At 56.3% G+C, this 14,738-nt stretch carries 13 protein-coding genes and 1 pseudogene; 2 read left to right on the top strand and 12 right to left on the bottom strand.

Features of this window, described 5'->3' with window-relative positions; translation table 11 throughout:
• Positions 1 to 63 precede the first annotated feature (63 nt).
• From nodQ to CCGE525_RS35045, 11 genes and pseudogenes are all read right to left on the bottom strand, one after another.
• A complete protein-coding gene (gene nodQ, locus CCGE525_RS35095) occupies positions 64 to 1,974 on the bottom strand; it encodes a bifunctional sulfate adenylyltransferase/adenylyl-sulfate kinase NodQ (protein WP_120708937.1) in 1,911 nt (636 codons plus the stop codon).
• Positions 1,974 to 2,873, bottom strand: coding sequence for a sulfate adenylyltransferase subunit CysD (gene cysD / locus CCGE525_RS35090; RefSeq protein WP_120708936.1), 900 nt, complete (start codon positions 2,871 to 2,873; stop codon positions 1,974 to 1,976). Before cysD ends, nodQ begins: the two co-directional genes overlap by 1 nt.
• Before the next feature lie 5 nt (positions 2,874 to 2,878).
• Positions 2,879 to 3,628 (bottom strand): sulfotransferase domain-containing protein, encoded by a 750-nt coding sequence (locus tag CCGE525_RS35085; RefSeq protein ID WP_120708935.1) that lies wholly within the window; start codon positions 3,626 to 3,628, stop codon positions 2,879 to 2,881.
• Positions 3,625 to 3,963, bottom strand: a complete 339-nt coding sequence (locus CCGE525_RS38615; RefSeq protein ID WP_162950418.1) for a hypothetical protein — start codon at positions 3,961 to 3,963, stop codon at positions 3,625 to 3,627. The genes CCGE525_RS35085 and CCGE525_RS38615 overlap by 4 nt, the downstream gene beginning before the upstream one ends.
• A 32-nt stretch (positions 3,964 to 3,995) precedes the next feature.
• Positions 3,996 to 4,781: an ABC transporter permease gene (locus CCGE525_RS35075; RefSeq protein ID WP_120708934.1), complete on the bottom strand. Its 786-nt coding sequence runs from the start codon at positions 4,779 to 4,781 to the stop codon at positions 3,996 to 3,998.
• Between the two features lie 3 nt (positions 4,782 to 4,784).
• Positions 4,785 to 5,699, bottom strand: coding sequence for a nodulation factor ABC transporter ATP-binding protein NodI (gene nodI / locus CCGE525_RS35070; protein ID WP_120708933.1), 915 nt, complete (start codon positions 5,697 to 5,699; stop codon positions 4,785 to 4,787).
• On the bottom strand, positions 5,687 to 7,414 hold the full coding sequence (gene nodU / locus CCGE525_RS35065) for a nodulation protein NodU (protein WP_120708932.1): 1,728 nt from the start codon (positions 7,412 to 7,414) through the stop codon (positions 5,687 to 5,689). The genes nodI and nodU overlap by 13 nt, the downstream gene beginning before the upstream one ends.
• Positions 7,415 to 7,449: 35 nt before the next feature.
• Positions 7,450 to 8,167 (bottom strand): annotated as a pseudogene (gene nodS / locus CCGE525_RS35060) (nodulation methyltransferase NodS).
• The gene (gene nodC, locus CCGE525_RS35055; RefSeq protein WP_120708930.1) at positions 8,085 to 9,443 is read right to left on the bottom strand and encodes a chitooligosaccharide synthase NodC; all 1,359 of its coding nucleotides are present in this window, start codon (positions 9,441 to 9,443) and stop codon (positions 8,085 to 8,087) included. Before nodC ends, nodS begins: the two are co-directional and overlap by 83 nt.
• Before the next feature lie 11 nt (positions 9,444 to 9,454).
• The gene (gene nodB / locus CCGE525_RS35050) at positions 9,455 to 10,114 is read right to left on the bottom strand and encodes a chitooligosaccharide deacetylase NodB (RefSeq protein ID WP_120708929.1); all 660 of its coding nucleotides are present in this window, start codon (positions 10,112 to 10,114) and stop codon (positions 9,455 to 9,457) included.
• Positions 10,111 to 10,701, bottom strand: coding sequence for a NodA family N-acyltransferase (locus CCGE525_RS35045; RefSeq protein ID WP_120709183.1), 591 nt, complete (start codon positions 10,699 to 10,701; stop codon positions 10,111 to 10,113). The genes nodB and CCGE525_RS35045 overlap by 4 nt, the downstream gene beginning before the upstream one ends.
• Before the next feature lie 331 nt (positions 10,702 to 11,032).
• Between CCGE525_RS35045 and CCGE525_RS35040 the strand changes: the two genes are divergently transcribed.
• Positions 11,033 to 11,959, top strand: a complete 927-nt coding sequence (locus CCGE525_RS35040) for a LysR family transcriptional regulator (protein WP_120708928.1) — start codon at positions 11,033 to 11,035, stop codon at positions 11,957 to 11,959.
• Positions 11,960 to 12,344: 385 nt separating this feature from the next.
• Here the strand turns inward: CCGE525_RS35040 and CCGE525_RS35035 are convergent, their stop codons facing one another.
• The gene (locus CCGE525_RS35035) at positions 12,345 to 12,872 is read right to left on the bottom strand and encodes a helix-turn-helix domain-containing protein (RefSeq protein WP_245472455.1); all 528 of its coding nucleotides are present in this window, start codon (positions 12,870 to 12,872) and stop codon (positions 12,345 to 12,347) included.
• Between the two features lie 682 nt (positions 12,873 to 13,554).
• On the opposite strand from CCGE525_RS35035, the gene CCGE525_RS35025 reads away from it, so the two are divergent.
• On the top strand, positions 13,555 to 14,034 hold the full coding sequence (locus CCGE525_RS35025) for a protein psiB (protein ID WP_120708925.1): 480 nt from the start codon (positions 13,555 to 13,557) through the stop codon (positions 14,032 to 14,034).
• The last annotated feature ends 704 nt before the right edge of the window (positions 14,035 to 14,738 follow it).

Below are 14,738 nucleotides of genomic sequence, written 5' to 3'. Positions count from 1 at the left end.
GCGGGTAACACCAAACCGCCGCTCGGATGACTGACGCCCAGCGCACGCCAAAAAAAGCGAGCGTTAAGCCAGGCGCTGTTTCTCCTCCATTCGCCTTCGAAGGAACTCCTCTATCTGAAGCGCTAACGTCGCCGGCTCCTGGCCAACCGTTTTGAGATGAAGTTCCGGATCCTCAGGCGCCTCATAGGGAGACGAGACGCCGGTGAAGTTGGCAATGTTGCCGGCAAAGGCCTTTTTATAGAGTCCCTTCGGATCGCGCCGCGCACATTCCTCCAAAGGCGTGTCGACAAAGATCTCGATGAACTCGCCTTCCTCCAAAAGCTCGCGCGCCATACGTCGCTCCTCTCGGAAGGGCGAAATGAAGGAACAAATTACGATCAGCCCAGCGTCGGCCATCAACCTGGCGACCTCGGCGACGCGGCGTATATTCTCGACCCGATCAGCCGCGGTAAAGCCAAGATCGCGATTGAGACCGTGGCGTATGTTATCTCCGTCCAGGAGATAGGTATGCTTGCCGCATGTATACAGGAGCGCCTCGAGTGCGTTGGCGATCGTCGACTTGCCCGAGCCCGACAGACCGGTGAACCAAAGAACAGCGGACTTTTGGTTCTTAAGCGCGGTGCGAGCGGCCTTGTCGACGTCGAGCGCTTGCCAATGAACGTTGTCGGCACGACGAAGCGGGAAATCAATCATGCCGGCACCGACGGTCGCGCTGCTTACCCGATCGACGATGATGAAATTGCCCGTTGACCTATTTTCCTCGTAGGCGTCAAACACGATCGGTCGTTGCGTCATGATGTTGCAGACGCCCACCTCGTTCATCTGAAGCAATTTAGCTGGTTCGCGAACGAAGCTGTCGACATTCAGTTGGTGCTTGAGCGCAGTCACCGTGGCGCCGACACTGTCCGTTTCCGTTCGCAAGAGGTAGCTTCGTCCGGGGAGCATCGGATTGGCATCGAACCAAATGAGATGCGCCTGGAATTGGTCGGCGACAAAAGGTCTTGAGGCGGGGTCAACCAGCATGTCGCCCCTGGAGACATCTAACTCGTCGGCAAGAACCAAGGTTACCGGTTCCCCTTCTGCGGCAGATATCTGGTTGCCGTCGGGTGCAATGATCGCCCTGACCGAGGAGCGCCGCCCTGATTTAGAGACGACCACCGGATCGCCGACGGCAATTTTTCCGGATGCGATCCGGCCCGCATAGCCGCGAAAATCCGGATTGGGCCGCATGACGAGCTGAACAGGAAAACGTGAGGCTCTTTGCTTATCAGCTGGGTCGAGTTCAACAGTTTCCAGATATTCAAGAAGGGCCGGGCCTTCATACCAGGGTAATTGCCCGGATTTCAGCACAACATTGTCTCCGAAGCGGGCGGACATCGGAATGGCCGTTATGCTGGCAAAACCCAGCTTCGCCGAGAAGCTTACATATTCGGCCACGATGGCATCAAATACCGGCTCGCTGAAATCCACGAGATCGATCTTGTTCACCGCCAGCACGACATGGCGTATGCCGAGAAGCGAGGCGAGATAGGAGTGCCTGCGCGTTTGCTGGAGCATGCCTTGGCGGCTGTCGACGAGGATGATGGCAAGATCGGCCGTCGATGCGCCCGTTACCATATTGCGCGTATATTCGTGGTGACCGGGCGTATCGGCAACGATGAACTTGCGCTTCGACGTGGAGAAATAGCGATATGCGACATCAATGGTGATGCCCTGCTCGCGCTCTGCCTCAAGGCCGTCGAGCAGCAGAGAGAAATCGATTTCCTCGCCATTGCCGCCGCGGATACCGATGCGGCGAAGGTCTGCCAATTGGTCTTCGAAGACCAAATCCGCATCGCAAAGCAATCGACCGATCAAGGTCGATTTGCCGTCGTCGACCGAGCCGCAGGTGATGAATCGAAGAACCGGTGTTTTGTCCTCTTGGACCAGATGCTCTTCCATGTCATGCGCTGATATCGAAAAAGGATATGACATCAGAAGTACCCTTCGCGCTTCTTCTTCTCCATTGCGCCGGCCTCGTCGAGATCGATCAGCCGGCTCTGTCTCTCGGAGGTGCGTGCCTCCACGATCTCGCGCAAAATTTCTGGAACCGTCGCCGCACTGGATTCGATCGCGCCCGTCAAAGGGTAGCAGCCGAGCGTGCGGAAACGGATCATGCGTTGCGTGACGGTTTCGTCGGGCTCAAGCGGCATGCGCTCGTCGTCGACCATGATCGTCGTCGTACCGCGGCGCACGACGGGCCGCGGCGCTGCGAAATAGAGTGGCACGACGGCAATGTTTTCCTTTTGGATGTACCGCCAGACGTCGAGCTCGGTCCAGTTCGAAAGCGGAAAGACGCGCATCGTTTCGCCTGCGCTGACACGCGTGTTGTAGGTTCTCCACATCTCCGGACGCTGGCGTTTCGGATCCCAGGCGTGCTGGGCGTTGCGAATGGAAAAGATCCGTTCTTTCGCTCGCGATTTCTCCTCGTCGCGGCGGGCGCCTGCGAGCGCAGCATCAAAACGGTATTTGTCCAACGCCTGGCGCAGCGCCATGGTCTTCATCACGTGCGTGTGCACGTTGGAGCCGTCTCGAAAGGGACTGATACCCTGATCGATGCCATCGTGATTGACGTGGACAATCAATTTCAGGTCCAGTTCCCGCATCGTACGGTCGCGGAAGGCGATCATCTCCCGAAACTTCCACAGGGTGTCCACATGAAGAAAGGGAAAGGGCGGTTTTCCCGGGAAGAACGCCTTCATTGCAAGATGCAATAAAACGGAAGAGTCCTTTCCGATGGAATAGAGTACAACCGGATTTGAAAAGGTCGCAGCGACTTCCCGAATGATATGGATGGCTTCGGATTCGAGGTATCGCAGATTGTCGAATGACATCTCATTTATCCTTGCGGAGCCGATGCGTCGTCAAGCTCGAAGAACTTCGCGTAAGGCCCACCTGCAAAGTGCCGCCGCAGCTCTTCAAAATTCTGCAGCGAGCGAGTGATCGACCGTGTTTCCTGCCGTTGAATGGTGGCGCGATTGGAAGACTGATGCGCGGGAGCTCCCAGGAAGGCCAAAACCGTTGCCAGGCATGCGCTCGGTTTGAGAAGAAGATCCTCGTATTCGATCACCAGCAGTTTGCTCGGATCGAACGCACCTTTGACCCGCGCATGGAAATCGTCGGCGGCTTTGAAATAGGCTTCGCATGCGTTAACTGACAGCCAGACACTTGGGGGCTCATTACTGTCCGGGCTAAATTTCAGCCACTGACCCGTTTGCCTTGCCTGCACGAGCGATCGCAGGGATTCCAATGTATTGCGAGTAAGCAGAATGACCTTCAGGCCTTGCCAACGTGCCAATTCGTCGAAAAAGCCCGGACGGTCATAAAATTGAGGCTCGTTGATTTTACAGCCGACGTGCGTCACCTTCTTTTCGCTCGGCGGATAGCGCAGATAGGCAAGCTCGAGAAGCTCGCGATCGCTGTGCCGCAGACGATCCTTATCGGGCCAATTTTCATCATAGCTGTTGAGCAACTCTCCGTTGCTCAACACATTAGGATGGTCGTTCAGCAACGCTTCGAGATAGTGCGTCCCAGTTCGCGGCATTGCGAGGATTACAAATGGCTCGGGCGACGATACGGAATGGATCATTGCGCATGTTTCCAACTGATATTGATCACAAAGGCGGGTGGCGCCTGCACAAGAACTCCGCGGTCGCGCTGGCGAGCGTAAGGGCTCTCCGGCTGCTTCTTTGTGGCAGTTCCCCAAAATCGGACCGAGGGCCGGAGGTCGCGCGATCGGGCCGAAAAACCGATGAAGCTCATCATGGTGCTGGAGATCCGTAACGCTGGCAAATTGACTGGATTCCATCCAGAATTTCGCGTGATAAAGTGACTTCGGCAGCGGCGAAGTTGTGCGTCAGTTGCGTTAGGGAAGCCGAGCGCGCTTACCTTCAGGCCGCTGCGGCCGAGTTCGCGATACTGCATTTCATATCTCCTTTTCGTAAGCGGTCATGGCTTCAGGGCATGAGGCGCCGTCGCAACAGTGTTGCGGAAAGAAAGAACGGCAAGGCCGCGTAGAGGCAAAGCGCACCAACGTGCAGGCCGACATTGACCGGAGGCCGGCCAAGCATTGCCGGGCGAATGAGGTCGATCGCATGCGCGAGCGGCAGGAAGTGCCCCATTTCCTGAAATCCGCCGGGCAGCTGTGTGGCCGGAAACACCGCGCCGCACAGAAACAACATGGGTGTGAGGACGAGCGTCTGGTAGAAAATGAAATAGTCGTAACTGGGTGCGAGTGCCATGACGACCATCGCCAGGCTCGCGAATGCAAATCCGGTCAGCGCGATGACCGGCAGTACATAGAGGACCGAAGGCCATGCCGCATAGCCAAGAATAGTGGCAACGACCAAGATCCCGGTGCCGGCCAGAAAAGCCTTGGTCGCGGCCCATGCCAATTCGCCAAGGACGAGATCGCCAAGGGTGAGTTGTGTGTAAAGGATCGCTTCCCAGCGGTGAGTCTGCATGCGAGCGAAAGCCGCATAAATCGTTTCGAAGGTGGCGGAGGTCATGGCACTTGCCGCAACCATGCCGCCGGTCAGAAATGCGATATACGGAGTGCCGTCAACGCGACCGACCATTATTCCCAGGCCGAAGCCGAGACCGAACAGGTAGATCATCGGATCGGCGAGATTGCCGAGTATCGACGCAAGCGCGACCTTCTTCCATGCCAGATAGTTGCGGCGCCACACCGCGATCCAGTTCCAAGCGTTAGCCGGCAGCGTCGTCGAGCAACCTTCACCCATCGTTCATTTCTCCATCTCGCGCCCGGTCAGCCGCAAAAAAACATCCTCCAGATTCGGTGGTCTCTGCAAAAGACGCAGTCCCGTTCGCCCGCGCATTTGCGCCAGCACCGGCTCCGGATCGGACGCATAACAAAAGAGCGTCTCGCCGCTCACCTCCAACCGTTGCGCATATGGCCGGATCAGAGAATGTAGTTCTTGCGGGTTGCCGCCATATATCTCGATCACCTGGCACCCGATCTGCTCGTCGACAAGCGCGTGCGGGGGGCCTTCGGCGATGATGCGTCCTTTCTCGACGACGCACAGGCGGTCGCACAGCCGCTCGGCCTCTTCCATGAAGTGGGTGGTCAAGATAATCGTCTTGCCGAGCGCCAGAAGCGCCCGCAGACGCTCCCAGATCAGGTGGCGCGCATGCGGATCGAGACCCGTGGTCGGCTCGTCCATGACCAGCAACTGCGGATCGTTGATCAGCGCACGTGCCAGCGTCAGGCGCCGCTTCATGCCGCCGGACAGTTCGGAAACGCGTGCATGCGCCTTGCTCTCGAGGCGCGCGAACTCGAGCAGCGACGGAATGACCTTTTCGACCTCGTATGTGCGCATGCCGAAATAGCGTCCGAACACCAAAAGATTTTCGCGCACGGTGAACTCGGCGTCGAGATTGTCGAACTGAGGGACGACGCCGATTAGCCTGCGTGCCATGCGAGCGCGCGCCGGCACCGGCACACCAAGCACGGTGATCTTGCCGGCGTCAGGGAGAGTCATGCCGAGAAGCATGCGCGCAATTGTGCTTTTTCCAGCGCCGTTCGGCCCCAGTAGGCCAAAGCACTCTCCGGCTGCGACGGAAAACGACAGCCCGTCGACAACGGTTTTGTCACCGTATGACTTCCTGACGCCGTCAAGCTCGATTGCTACCGCGGACATGCGCTCATCTTCGTATTGTGTGCACTACCTTCTGGCGGCAGTCCGGTTACCTGCTCCTTGGTAAACAGCACGCCCTCGCACCATACATGTTCGATGCGCCCCCATTGGCAGGCCGCGGCGGCATCCGGGAAGAAGCCACACCCGTGGAGGTTTGCACTCGTGTTGCAAAGCAACGGAATGCCTGTGAGTTTTTCATACTCGATGAGAAGCTCGGTAACATCGTGTCGAGAGCTTCTGGAAATGGTCTGCAAACGCGCAGATCCGTCGAGATGCATGACAGCGGGAATTTTGGCCTGCCACTCCGGGCGTGTCTGGTGGTCGAACAACATGTAAGGATCGGGCGTGCCGGGACTGAATATATCCGGCGCCCGGTCCTCCAGGCATATCGGCGCCACCGGCCGGAAGTGTTCGCGAAGTTTGACTTCGTTGAGATAGTCTTTCATTTCCGGTGAAGTCGCGGCTGCGAGAATACTTCTGCCTCCCAATGCTCGCGGTCCGAGCTCGGCGCGCCCGGCAAGAAAGACGACGGGCTTGTTGCTGGCGAGAATCGTGGCGAGTTCTGACATGGTGCACGGCGCGGCTTTCCATCCGGGCGGCACATCGCCATTTTTCAGAGCCGGGCCACTATAGACCGACCACTCGAGCGGCACGAAGCCTTCGTCAGCCGCCATGGCGCAGCAAGCGGCACCGATTGCAGAACCGCTATCATTCGGAAAAGGCGGGACCCAGACGGCGTCGAACAGACCAGTTCCACGCAGTGCACTGTTCCATTTGATGTTGAGACCGCAACCGCCGGCTACGCACAAATTTCGCAGCCCGGGGAAAGGATGGCGCTGCAAGCAAAGATCCAATTCGCCGACCAGGAGAAGCTCAAGGAAAGAATGGAATGATGCAAGTACATTTTCGGGTGCCTTGTCCTCTAATCGGAGCACGCTGGCATCGAAGAAATCATGCACGGCGACAAGCGATGCCTCGGCGTCGTTGATGTTTGCGCGGTAACGGCGGGCAATTTCGGTATCGCCGGAAAAGTGCTTCTCGTAGAGATCCTCAAACACTTCAACGATGTCTTCGTCAATTGACCCAAGCGCGATATAGGCCATCAGCTTACCGGCGACACCTAGATCCCAGCCCGCGCGGCTCGCCCGCTTGTAAGGTCCGAAGTAGTGACCCGCGGCCGCGTAGGCTTGCCCTATCATTGGGAACAAGGATTCGAGGAACCGGGCTCCCTGAGCATCGACGTAGTAAAGACGCGGGAAGATGCAGCCATCCCACACCAAACAGAATGAAGGTTCTCCGGCCTTGGCAAACGGGCTGGTGCAATATGCGGAGGCGACATGGCCGCTCACATGTGGATAGCTCCGATAAGAAAAAACGTGATCATCGAGGATAAGACCGGAGCCATCGAGCGAATCGAGAACACCCTCGGCATGGCGTTCAACATAAGGCGCTCCCTTGAGGGTAAGGGGAACCGCACCACTGAGGACCTGGAACTGCGACTCGACCTCTCCGTCCCAGCCGTCGATGACGAACTGATCGATATCCCGCAAATTCAGGCCGTGTTCGGCCAAAGCGGTGACGATTGCCTCCAGATTGCCGATGGTTTGATATCGCTGATTATTGTCACGCTTCTCCTGCTCAATGCAGAAGACGAGTCGTCCATCCTCGATAAGGGCGATCGCCCCGTCATGGGTCAGTTTGATACCACAGATGCGCATAGTGTCTCCATGTCTAACGTCGACCATTCGATTGATCAGGAAGAGGAAACCGGATTGAGGAAACGCGCGAGCACGCAGTCTTCGTTGTCCGAGTGACCCCGGAACTCAAGACGTTCCACCTCAACCAGCTTTTCGTTCAGCATGGCGATGACCGTCTCGGCGCCAGCAACATGACCCCAGCGCCGGCAGTTTGCGTCGCGTGCCGAGCCGAAAACCAGATGGCCGCCTGGCGCAAGCATCCGAAGCAGGTTGCCGATCGCCATGCGCATCTCGGCAATGCCCCCGATGTAATAAAGAACTTCCGCGACGACGATCAGATCGAACAGCGCGTCGGAGGAATACTGTTGTACGTCCGCGACGATCCAGCTGACGTGCGCGGGCTTATTCATTCGTTGACGAGTTCGAGCAATTGCTCGTGGCACGACGTCGATAACGGTAAGCCGCTGGCAGTGAGGCGCTAGTTTCTCGGTGAAGGCGCCGGCCGCGCAGCCGACTTCGAGCGCGCTTGTGATGGCACCTTGGGCAAGCGATAGCCGAAGCATTTGCGCATGACGCTCGCGTTCGAACGGATTACCGTCGAGGCGCCATGGATCGACTGTCGCCAGTTCCCGATTCAACAATTGATAATTCTCTTGAAGTTTCAAATCCGTGCACCCTAGTAAAGCAACCATTACTTGTCGCTGGCAATGCTGTCATATGCGACCAATCTTGATGCATCGCGCGCAAGATTGTATCGGCGAAACGGAGCCTCATTTTCCGGCGATTCATTCATGTTTGGCTCAGCGAGCGGATCTTGGATGGGGCTCTGTTTTCCAGCTTTATCCGGTGCCTTGGCAGCAGAGCCTCGCGACAACCAGTCGCTATTGCTGAGCGTACACAGCGCATAGGCTTTCAAGGGCAGCAGGAGAAAGATGTTGATGAAGGTATGCAGGGAAAAGCCTACAAATCGAAATTGGCGAGCACGGACCGCTGCAACGCTGCAGCGGATCATGGTCATCGATGCAATCATTAGGCATGTCCACCAAGGCACGGTCCCAGTCATCGCGAACTGTGCCAGGCCTGTCAGCACCGACAGAGCGAGCAAGAGGGGGCCCAGATTCTGACCAATCACGTCCAAGGTGAGAAAACGATCAAGACCAGGCAGAAGGTTCAACGCAAGCAACGTGTCGCGGAAAGTGCTGCGTGCCCAGCGAAGTTGTTGACGCAGATACGGGCGCAGTCGGTCTGGAACAACTGTTGCCGCGATGGCGGTCGGAACGTACTCGGTTCGAAATCCGGCTTTCAGCATGAGGATCGTGAGATGGCGGTCCTCGCCAAAATCGCTTCGCTTTCCCCGAAACATTTGCGTTTCGTACTGGTCAAGCAGCAAGGTGAGCGCAGTGCGGCGGTACATGGCGCATGGGCCGCAGCAGCACATAACAGCACCGAAACGAGCCTGTGCCGCCCGCTCCTCATTGCAGGCCAGCCAGTATTCCATATCGATCAAGCGGGTCAACCAAGTGTCGCGCCGGTTGCTGGCAGCCAGCTGGCCCATAGCCGCGCCGATTGCTGGATCACGCATCTTAACTGCAAGTTTCATGACGACGTCTGAAGCAAGTGTCGTGTCCGAGTCGACGTTGAGCACCAAATCGCCAGAGGAGCGGCGTATCGCCGCTATTTGCGCCTTGCGTTTTCCAGCATTCTCGTGGAGCAGAATGAATGTGAATCTTGGATCACGTGCAAACGCTGCGTGTACGGGTGTGACGGCATCGCGATTGCTGGAACCATCATCAATAACATAGACACGCAGTTCTCCGGCGTATTCTTGGTCGGCGATCGAAGCCAGGCAATCCCAAAGCGTGGCCGGATCCTCGTTGAAGCAGGGGATGATGACATCCACGCTCGGCAAGGGAGCGGAACCGATCGGCTCTGCGGAGGTCGATGAATCGTTGGTCGGCCGAGCATAAACGACCTGCATGCTCCTATAGGCAGTCGAGAGCAGCGCATAAAGCGAGATGGCGGCAGTGCTGGTTGTGTCGAGCAGATTCATGGATATCGCTTTCAGTGATGTTGAGGAAGCGAGCGGATTGCAAATCCGCGGTCGCGCACGACTGGAATGATACGAGAGAGCGCCATGATGGTCTGATAGCGCAGACTGCTGTCGCCGCTCGGTTTCGCCTCGCTAGGAGGACATCCGTCGTGCAAGAGAACGATTGCTCCGGGACGGATAGAGGCGAGCACTGTATCGACGATGGCGTCGACGCCAGGACAAGACCAGTCTCGCGGGTCTACCGACCAGTGGACGGCCGCAAGCCCTGCGCTGGCGGACGCAGAAAGAACCTCTTGCGTCCAGCTCCCGTATGGCGCGCGCATATACTGGAGCGATGCCAGCGGGCATGCGATCTTGATGGCCCTGTTCGCTTCAAGTAATTCGTGTTGTATTTCGCCGGGTCCGCATTTGGTAAGGTCGGGATGAGTCATCGTGTGATTGGCGACCTTGTGCCCTTCTGCGATCATTCGTTGGATGAGTTTCGGCTGTTCGGCCGCGTAAGTTCCGATAACGAAGAACGTCGCCGGTACCCGGTATTGCGCCAGCACATCCAGAACCTCCGGCGTGCAGAAGGGATGAGGTCCGTCGTCGAACGTCAGATAGACGCTGGGCTGGCCGGTGCCGTCAGCGCACGGATCGTGCACTTCGTATAAGCAATCGAGGTGCGTCATAACTCCGGTCCGTTCCGGTCGATCGTCGTACCAGCTGGCCAATCGGAGATTGGCCGTCCAACAGGCAGAATAATGACAAGTGGGTCCTCGACGCGCGTGGGCGGCAGGTCTGTACGCGCGTGTGGCAGCGTGGATCGTACGCTAATCTCCGACACAACAGTCACCGGGCCGTTTCGACCGAACCTCTCAATGTGTTTTTGCAATGCGGGCCGCACCGTGCCGAAAGCAAACGGAACAGCCAGTTCGCGCAACACCGGAAGCATGGCTTGGATCGAATGCCCGATCCCCAAACCCTCGAGATCCGGACGCACACCATATAGTCCGAGCTCAGCCACCAACTGATCGGTTGTGCCAACCTTTATGAACCGGCGCAGCAATCCCATGTGAGCGGCGACGCCACTAGCGTCATAGGCGATTGCACGAAGCTCAGGTCTTGCTCCGGCCCAGCTTTGACTGCCCTCGAACGGCTTTGCATTAAAGGCACCGGTTGGCCCATAGGTCTTTCGAAAGAACTCGGCGAGTTCGACATGTTCGGCGAGTTCCAACTCGCTTTCCCAGCACAGTCTCCACTGCACGTCAGCGCGCATGCAAAGACCTCCTTTTGCTTGCTGTAATTCTGAGAGAAACATCGTGCGATTGAAGCAACGGCTCGTCTGCTGGACGTCGGTTGCAGCCATTATCGATTGCGACGCTAAACAATCGTGAAAGTAGAGCCTTTCTATGCCGCTCGCGTCAGAGGTGATTAACTCTCTCAATACTTCCGACCTTCCTCAGTCGTTTGTACACTTGCGCCGATGTACTCGTCTGCTATTCGACATACTTGTCAGGTTATCGACATTTTTCTCATGCACCATCGGCGCAAATCGGTAAAATTGATTGTTTGGATGGCATCCATCCACGGTTTGGATGAAGGATAAAATGCGCTTTAAGGGACTCGATCTAAATCTGCTTGTTGCGCTCGATGCACTGATGACCGAGCGTAATCTGACGGCGGCGGCACGCAACATCAACTTAAGCCAGCCTGCCATGAGCGCGGCCGTTGCTCGATTGCGCGCCTATTTCGACGATGAATTATTCACGATGAATGGGCGCGAACTTGTCCTGACGCCCCGAGCGGAGAGCCTCATTTCGGCAGTCCGTGAAGCTTTGCTCCACATTCAGCTCTCCATCATCTCCTGGGAGCCATTTGATCCCTTCCAATCGGATCGCCGTTTCAGGATCATCCTTTCCGATTTCCTCACGCTGGTGTTTATGGAAAAGGTCGTGAAGCGTGCGGCGCGCGAAGCTCCCGGGGTGAGCTTCGAATTTCTGCCTCTTGCCGATGATTACGACGAGCTTCTGCGCCGCGGCGAAGTCGATTTTCTAGTTCTGCCGGAAGTGTTCATGCCAAGTGCGCATCCCCGAGCGAAACTGTTTGAGGAGACACTCGCTTGCGTCGGCTGTCGCTCGAACGAGCAGCTATCACAGCCGCTTACGTTCGACAGATATATGTCCATGGGTCATGTCGCGGCCAAATTCGGGAATGCCCGCAGGCCTTCCATCGAGGAATGGTATCTGCTCGAACACGGCTTCAAGAGACGTATCGAAGTCGTCGTGCAGGGCTTTAGCATGATCCCACCCGTGCTAACGAATACCAACCGTATAGGGACAATGCCGCTGCGACTGGCTCAACATTTCGCAAAAAACCTACCCCTGCGGATCATGGAACTTCCACTGCCACTTCCTGCATTCACCGAAGCCGTTCAATGGCCTGCGCTTCACAATGGTGATCCGGCAAGCCTTTGGATGCGCAGGATCCTGTTGCAGGAGGCATCCCGCCTTGCTGCTTCGCTCGCAGATCGTTGAGCGTCTCGGGCACGCCTGGATCTGGAGGCAGATGTGGATTTGAGCCATTCCGGGCGGGATCTCGCCAGATCAACGCAGACTCAGGTGCCAACAAATTAGCAGGAATGTCTTTGGAGGCGGCAATGGAGCGTCGCTTTCAAACAGTCGTCGATGCGAGCTTGCAATCATTGGCCTGCGTTGACTACCGCTTTGATTTCGCACCCGAAGTCCCGGAAGAACATTGCGTCAATTACGTCCTGGGGTGAACGTGGGCTGAGGGCGGGACTTGGACCATAGGATAAGGCGACAAGTCGAGCGCACGGGCTCCGCGCCGGAATGGCACGCTCAAATTCGATCGACCGTCGCGGCGCCCCTTGCGCCTTCCCCGAAAGCTGTGGCGCACATTTCATGGTTTGCCGTCGTCACTAGGGATATCGACGGCAGCGCGACACGAAGGGTTAACTGCCGGAGCGCCATCGCCATCGCCATGGTCACAGGTCTCTCCTATGCGACCTAACAAGCAGAAAACGTCCCGCAAAGTCTCTTCGTCGAAGGTCCGCAACTTCTCGATACAGCCCAGCAGCAGAGCTGCTTTGGCTTCAGTCCGACCCCAAAGATGGGGTGCTGCCGGCGCAATAATCTCTTCCGGAGTTGCGTCCAAAACCTCACAAAAGTGAATCAGTCGACCCACTGTCAGACGAGAGACCTTATTTTCGTAGCGGCCATAGACCTGTTCGCTGAGACCAAGCAAGGGCGCGAGCTTCGAGCGAGACAGTTTTCGTCTGTCGCGAGCCTCGCGAAGGCTGATGCTGATCTGTTCTTCGAGTTCAGCGCTAAGTGCTATTCGCCCGTCAAAAGGTTTTCGATAGACCGGCCTGTTTATGCCTGGATCGTCGATCCGCTTTAAACCGAGTTCTTTAATCCATTGCTTCAATGATGGTCCTGCCATTGCTCGGACTGAAGGTCAGCGCTCAGGACCTCTTTATACGGATAAATGTCGCCGTTAAAACCTCTAATTCAAATTTTCCGATCTTATTTGGCGCATATTTTGACCGCACGATCTCATGCAAAGTTCGCCGTGGCCGAAACTATATAGTTATCTATCAAATGGTTAAGTGCATATTGCGTAAAAGCCACCTCGCATGCGGAACCGAGTTGTCGCACCAAATTGGCTACGCTTGGGATAATGTGAACGCGGGTGCCTGCAACGCACTGGCTCAATCGCTCCGCCAAACCGCTTTCCTCGCCCTCAATGTCCATCATAGGTTGATTATTTGTAGGAATATGGCTCGACCAAATATCTGCCCGAGACTTCTCACCGGGTAGTCTGGCAATAAATTTGGCGCATTGCCGGTATAGTGTCATTGCAAAATTTCGGTAGAATATTCGAAATATTCCAACTGATTCAGCGTCATATCCACTAATTTCGCGCAAAGCAGAATCGGACTTGATCGCAAAAAACGTGCCAAATTGGCTCGGAAAGCATTTACACAGCTCGGAGAAATCAGCATATTGCGCCGCGTTGTCGCTATCCAGGGTTGGTAACGCAAATCACCGGCCCTTCTCTTCATTTTTGTACGACACGAGATCGCTTCAAAAAATAGAAGGCTGAGGAAATGAAAAAAATCGCATACGTGTTGGAGTCGGAAACCGCCTTGTTTCGAGCCGTTAAGTTGCATCGTGGAGGTGGAGATAGCATTGCACCGATCTATGACCTGATCGGCGGCAGGGTGATCGAGATGATCCGCTTTGACGAAAAGCACTGGCTGTTTTTTGACGAGGACGCATTGCGAGACGGCCTAACCGCCTTCACGATCTTTGATGGCTGCCCGAAGCCGCTTGCTGGAAATATCGTTCTTATCGGAGGCGACGGTGGACAGCTTTATCGGTCGCCATTGATAACGATTGCGGATGCGGCGGCACGCTTCCAATGTTGCCGACCGGTGCTCGACCCTGTCTTTGTCACGACTGACGACATGACCTCGAAGGGTCTCATTCTTGCGGGAGCATTAGCGAGCTTACAAGTGCGCATTGATCGCCGGCCCCCAATGCTGGAAGAGAGCCGATATCATGACAATCATGGTTCAATACAATGATATCATCGCCACACTCGCCGGAACGTCCGCGAGTGTGGCGGCAAGGCTGCGGAACGCAGAACTGACGGGTCCGTGCATTTGCATGTGATCGATCATTGAATTGCCGCGGCGGCACTGCGGCCAGACAGATTATGGATATAATGGAGCCCCAGGGAAAGGCCCACAACTATTCACAATCTCAATATGGAGAACCCGCGCACCGGTAGGCGACAATCCGACCAGAAGATCCAATCTCACGCCGGCGGCAGAAACCGGGTTCATATGGACTCGCTGGACGGCACACCAGAACCCTCCTGCTGCCGTCGCCAAGACCTTGCAAGGAGACGGCCGGAAGGGCTGATGACGGAGCGGTCATCAATTGCGTCGATGATCAGCCGGCCGATCATGGTCTGGTTTGGAAAACCTGCCCTCGCCCAAATCGCCATTCCATTCAGCCATCCAGATTCACATCCGCGCTCCTCAACCGTAAGTACGGGAGGGCCGCCGCGTTCCGGGCTGGTGTCATTGGTCCGATTTTAAAGCGCTCGGCGAATTGTCGAACCCATATCCATAAGGCGAACCAAAAAGGCTCGCGCAAAACGGCATTTATCCAGGCCGCTCAATCTTCTAAAAGTAATATAAAATCAATGAACTAACTCGCCGATCGCCCCGACCGTGACGTCAAGTAGCAGTCCAGATCGGTACATATCTTGCGCCAAATTGAT

The sequence above is a fragment of the Rhizobium jaguaris genome, from assembly GCF_003627755.1.
In the GTDB taxonomy this organism is placed as follows: Bacteria; Pseudomonadota; Alphaproteobacteria; order Rhizobiales; family Rhizobiaceae; genus Rhizobium; species Rhizobium jaguaris.
Note: the sequence above shows the minus strand (reverse complement) of the source record. Positions and strands in the feature narration are given on the sequence as shown.

What these genes read in the sequence shown, in the direction of transcription:
- CCGE525_RS38615 (WP_162950418.1), bottom strand. Translation starts at nt 3,963, where the DNA reads ATGCAGTATCGCGAACTCGGCCGCAGCGGCCTGAAGGTAAGCGCGCTC.
- nodC (WP_120708930.1), bottom strand. Translation starts at nt 9,443, where the DNA reads ATGAATCTGCTCGACACAACCAGCACTGCCGCCATCTCGCTTTATGCG.
- CCGE525_RS35085 (WP_120708935.1), bottom strand. Translation starts at nt 3,628, where the DNA reads ATGATCCATTCCGTATCGTCGCCCGAGCCATTTGTAATCCTCGCAATG.
- CCGE525_RS35040 (WP_120708928.1), top strand. Translation starts at nt 11,033, where the DNA reads ATGCGCTTTAAGGGACTCGATCTAAATCTGCTTGTTGCGCTCGATGCA.
- nodU (WP_120708932.1), bottom strand. Translation starts at nt 7,414, where the DNA reads ATGCGCATCTGTGGTATCAAACTGACCCATGACGGGGCGATCGCCCTT.
- CCGE525_RS35075 (WP_120708934.1), bottom strand. Translation starts at nt 4,781, where the DNA reads ATGGGTGAAGGTTGCTCGACGACGCTGCCGGCTAACGCTTGGAACTGG.
- nodB (WP_120708929.1), bottom strand. Translation starts at nt 10,114, where the DNA reads ATGACGCACCTCGATTGCTTATACGAAGTGCACGATCCGTGCGCTGAC.
- CCGE525_RS35045 (WP_120709183.1), bottom strand. Translation starts at nt 10,701, where the DNA reads ATGCGCGCTGACGTGCAGTGGAGACTGTGCTGGGAAAGCGAGTTGGAA.
- nodI (WP_120708933.1), bottom strand. Translation starts at nt 5,699, where the DNA reads ATGTCCGCGGTAGCAATCGAGCTTGACGGCGTCAGGAAGTCATACGGT.
- cysD (WP_120708936.1), bottom strand. Translation starts at nt 2,873, where the DNA reads ATGTCATTCGACAATCTGCGATACCTCGAATCCGAAGCCATCCATATC.
- nodQ (WP_120708937.1), bottom strand. Translation starts at nt 1,974, where the DNA reads ATGTCATATCCTTTTTCGATATCAGCGCATGACATGGAAGAGCATCTG.
- CCGE525_RS35025 (WP_120708925.1), top strand. Translation starts at nt 13,555, where the DNA reads ATGAAAAAAATCGCATACGTGTTGGAGTCGGAAACCGCCTTGTTTCGA.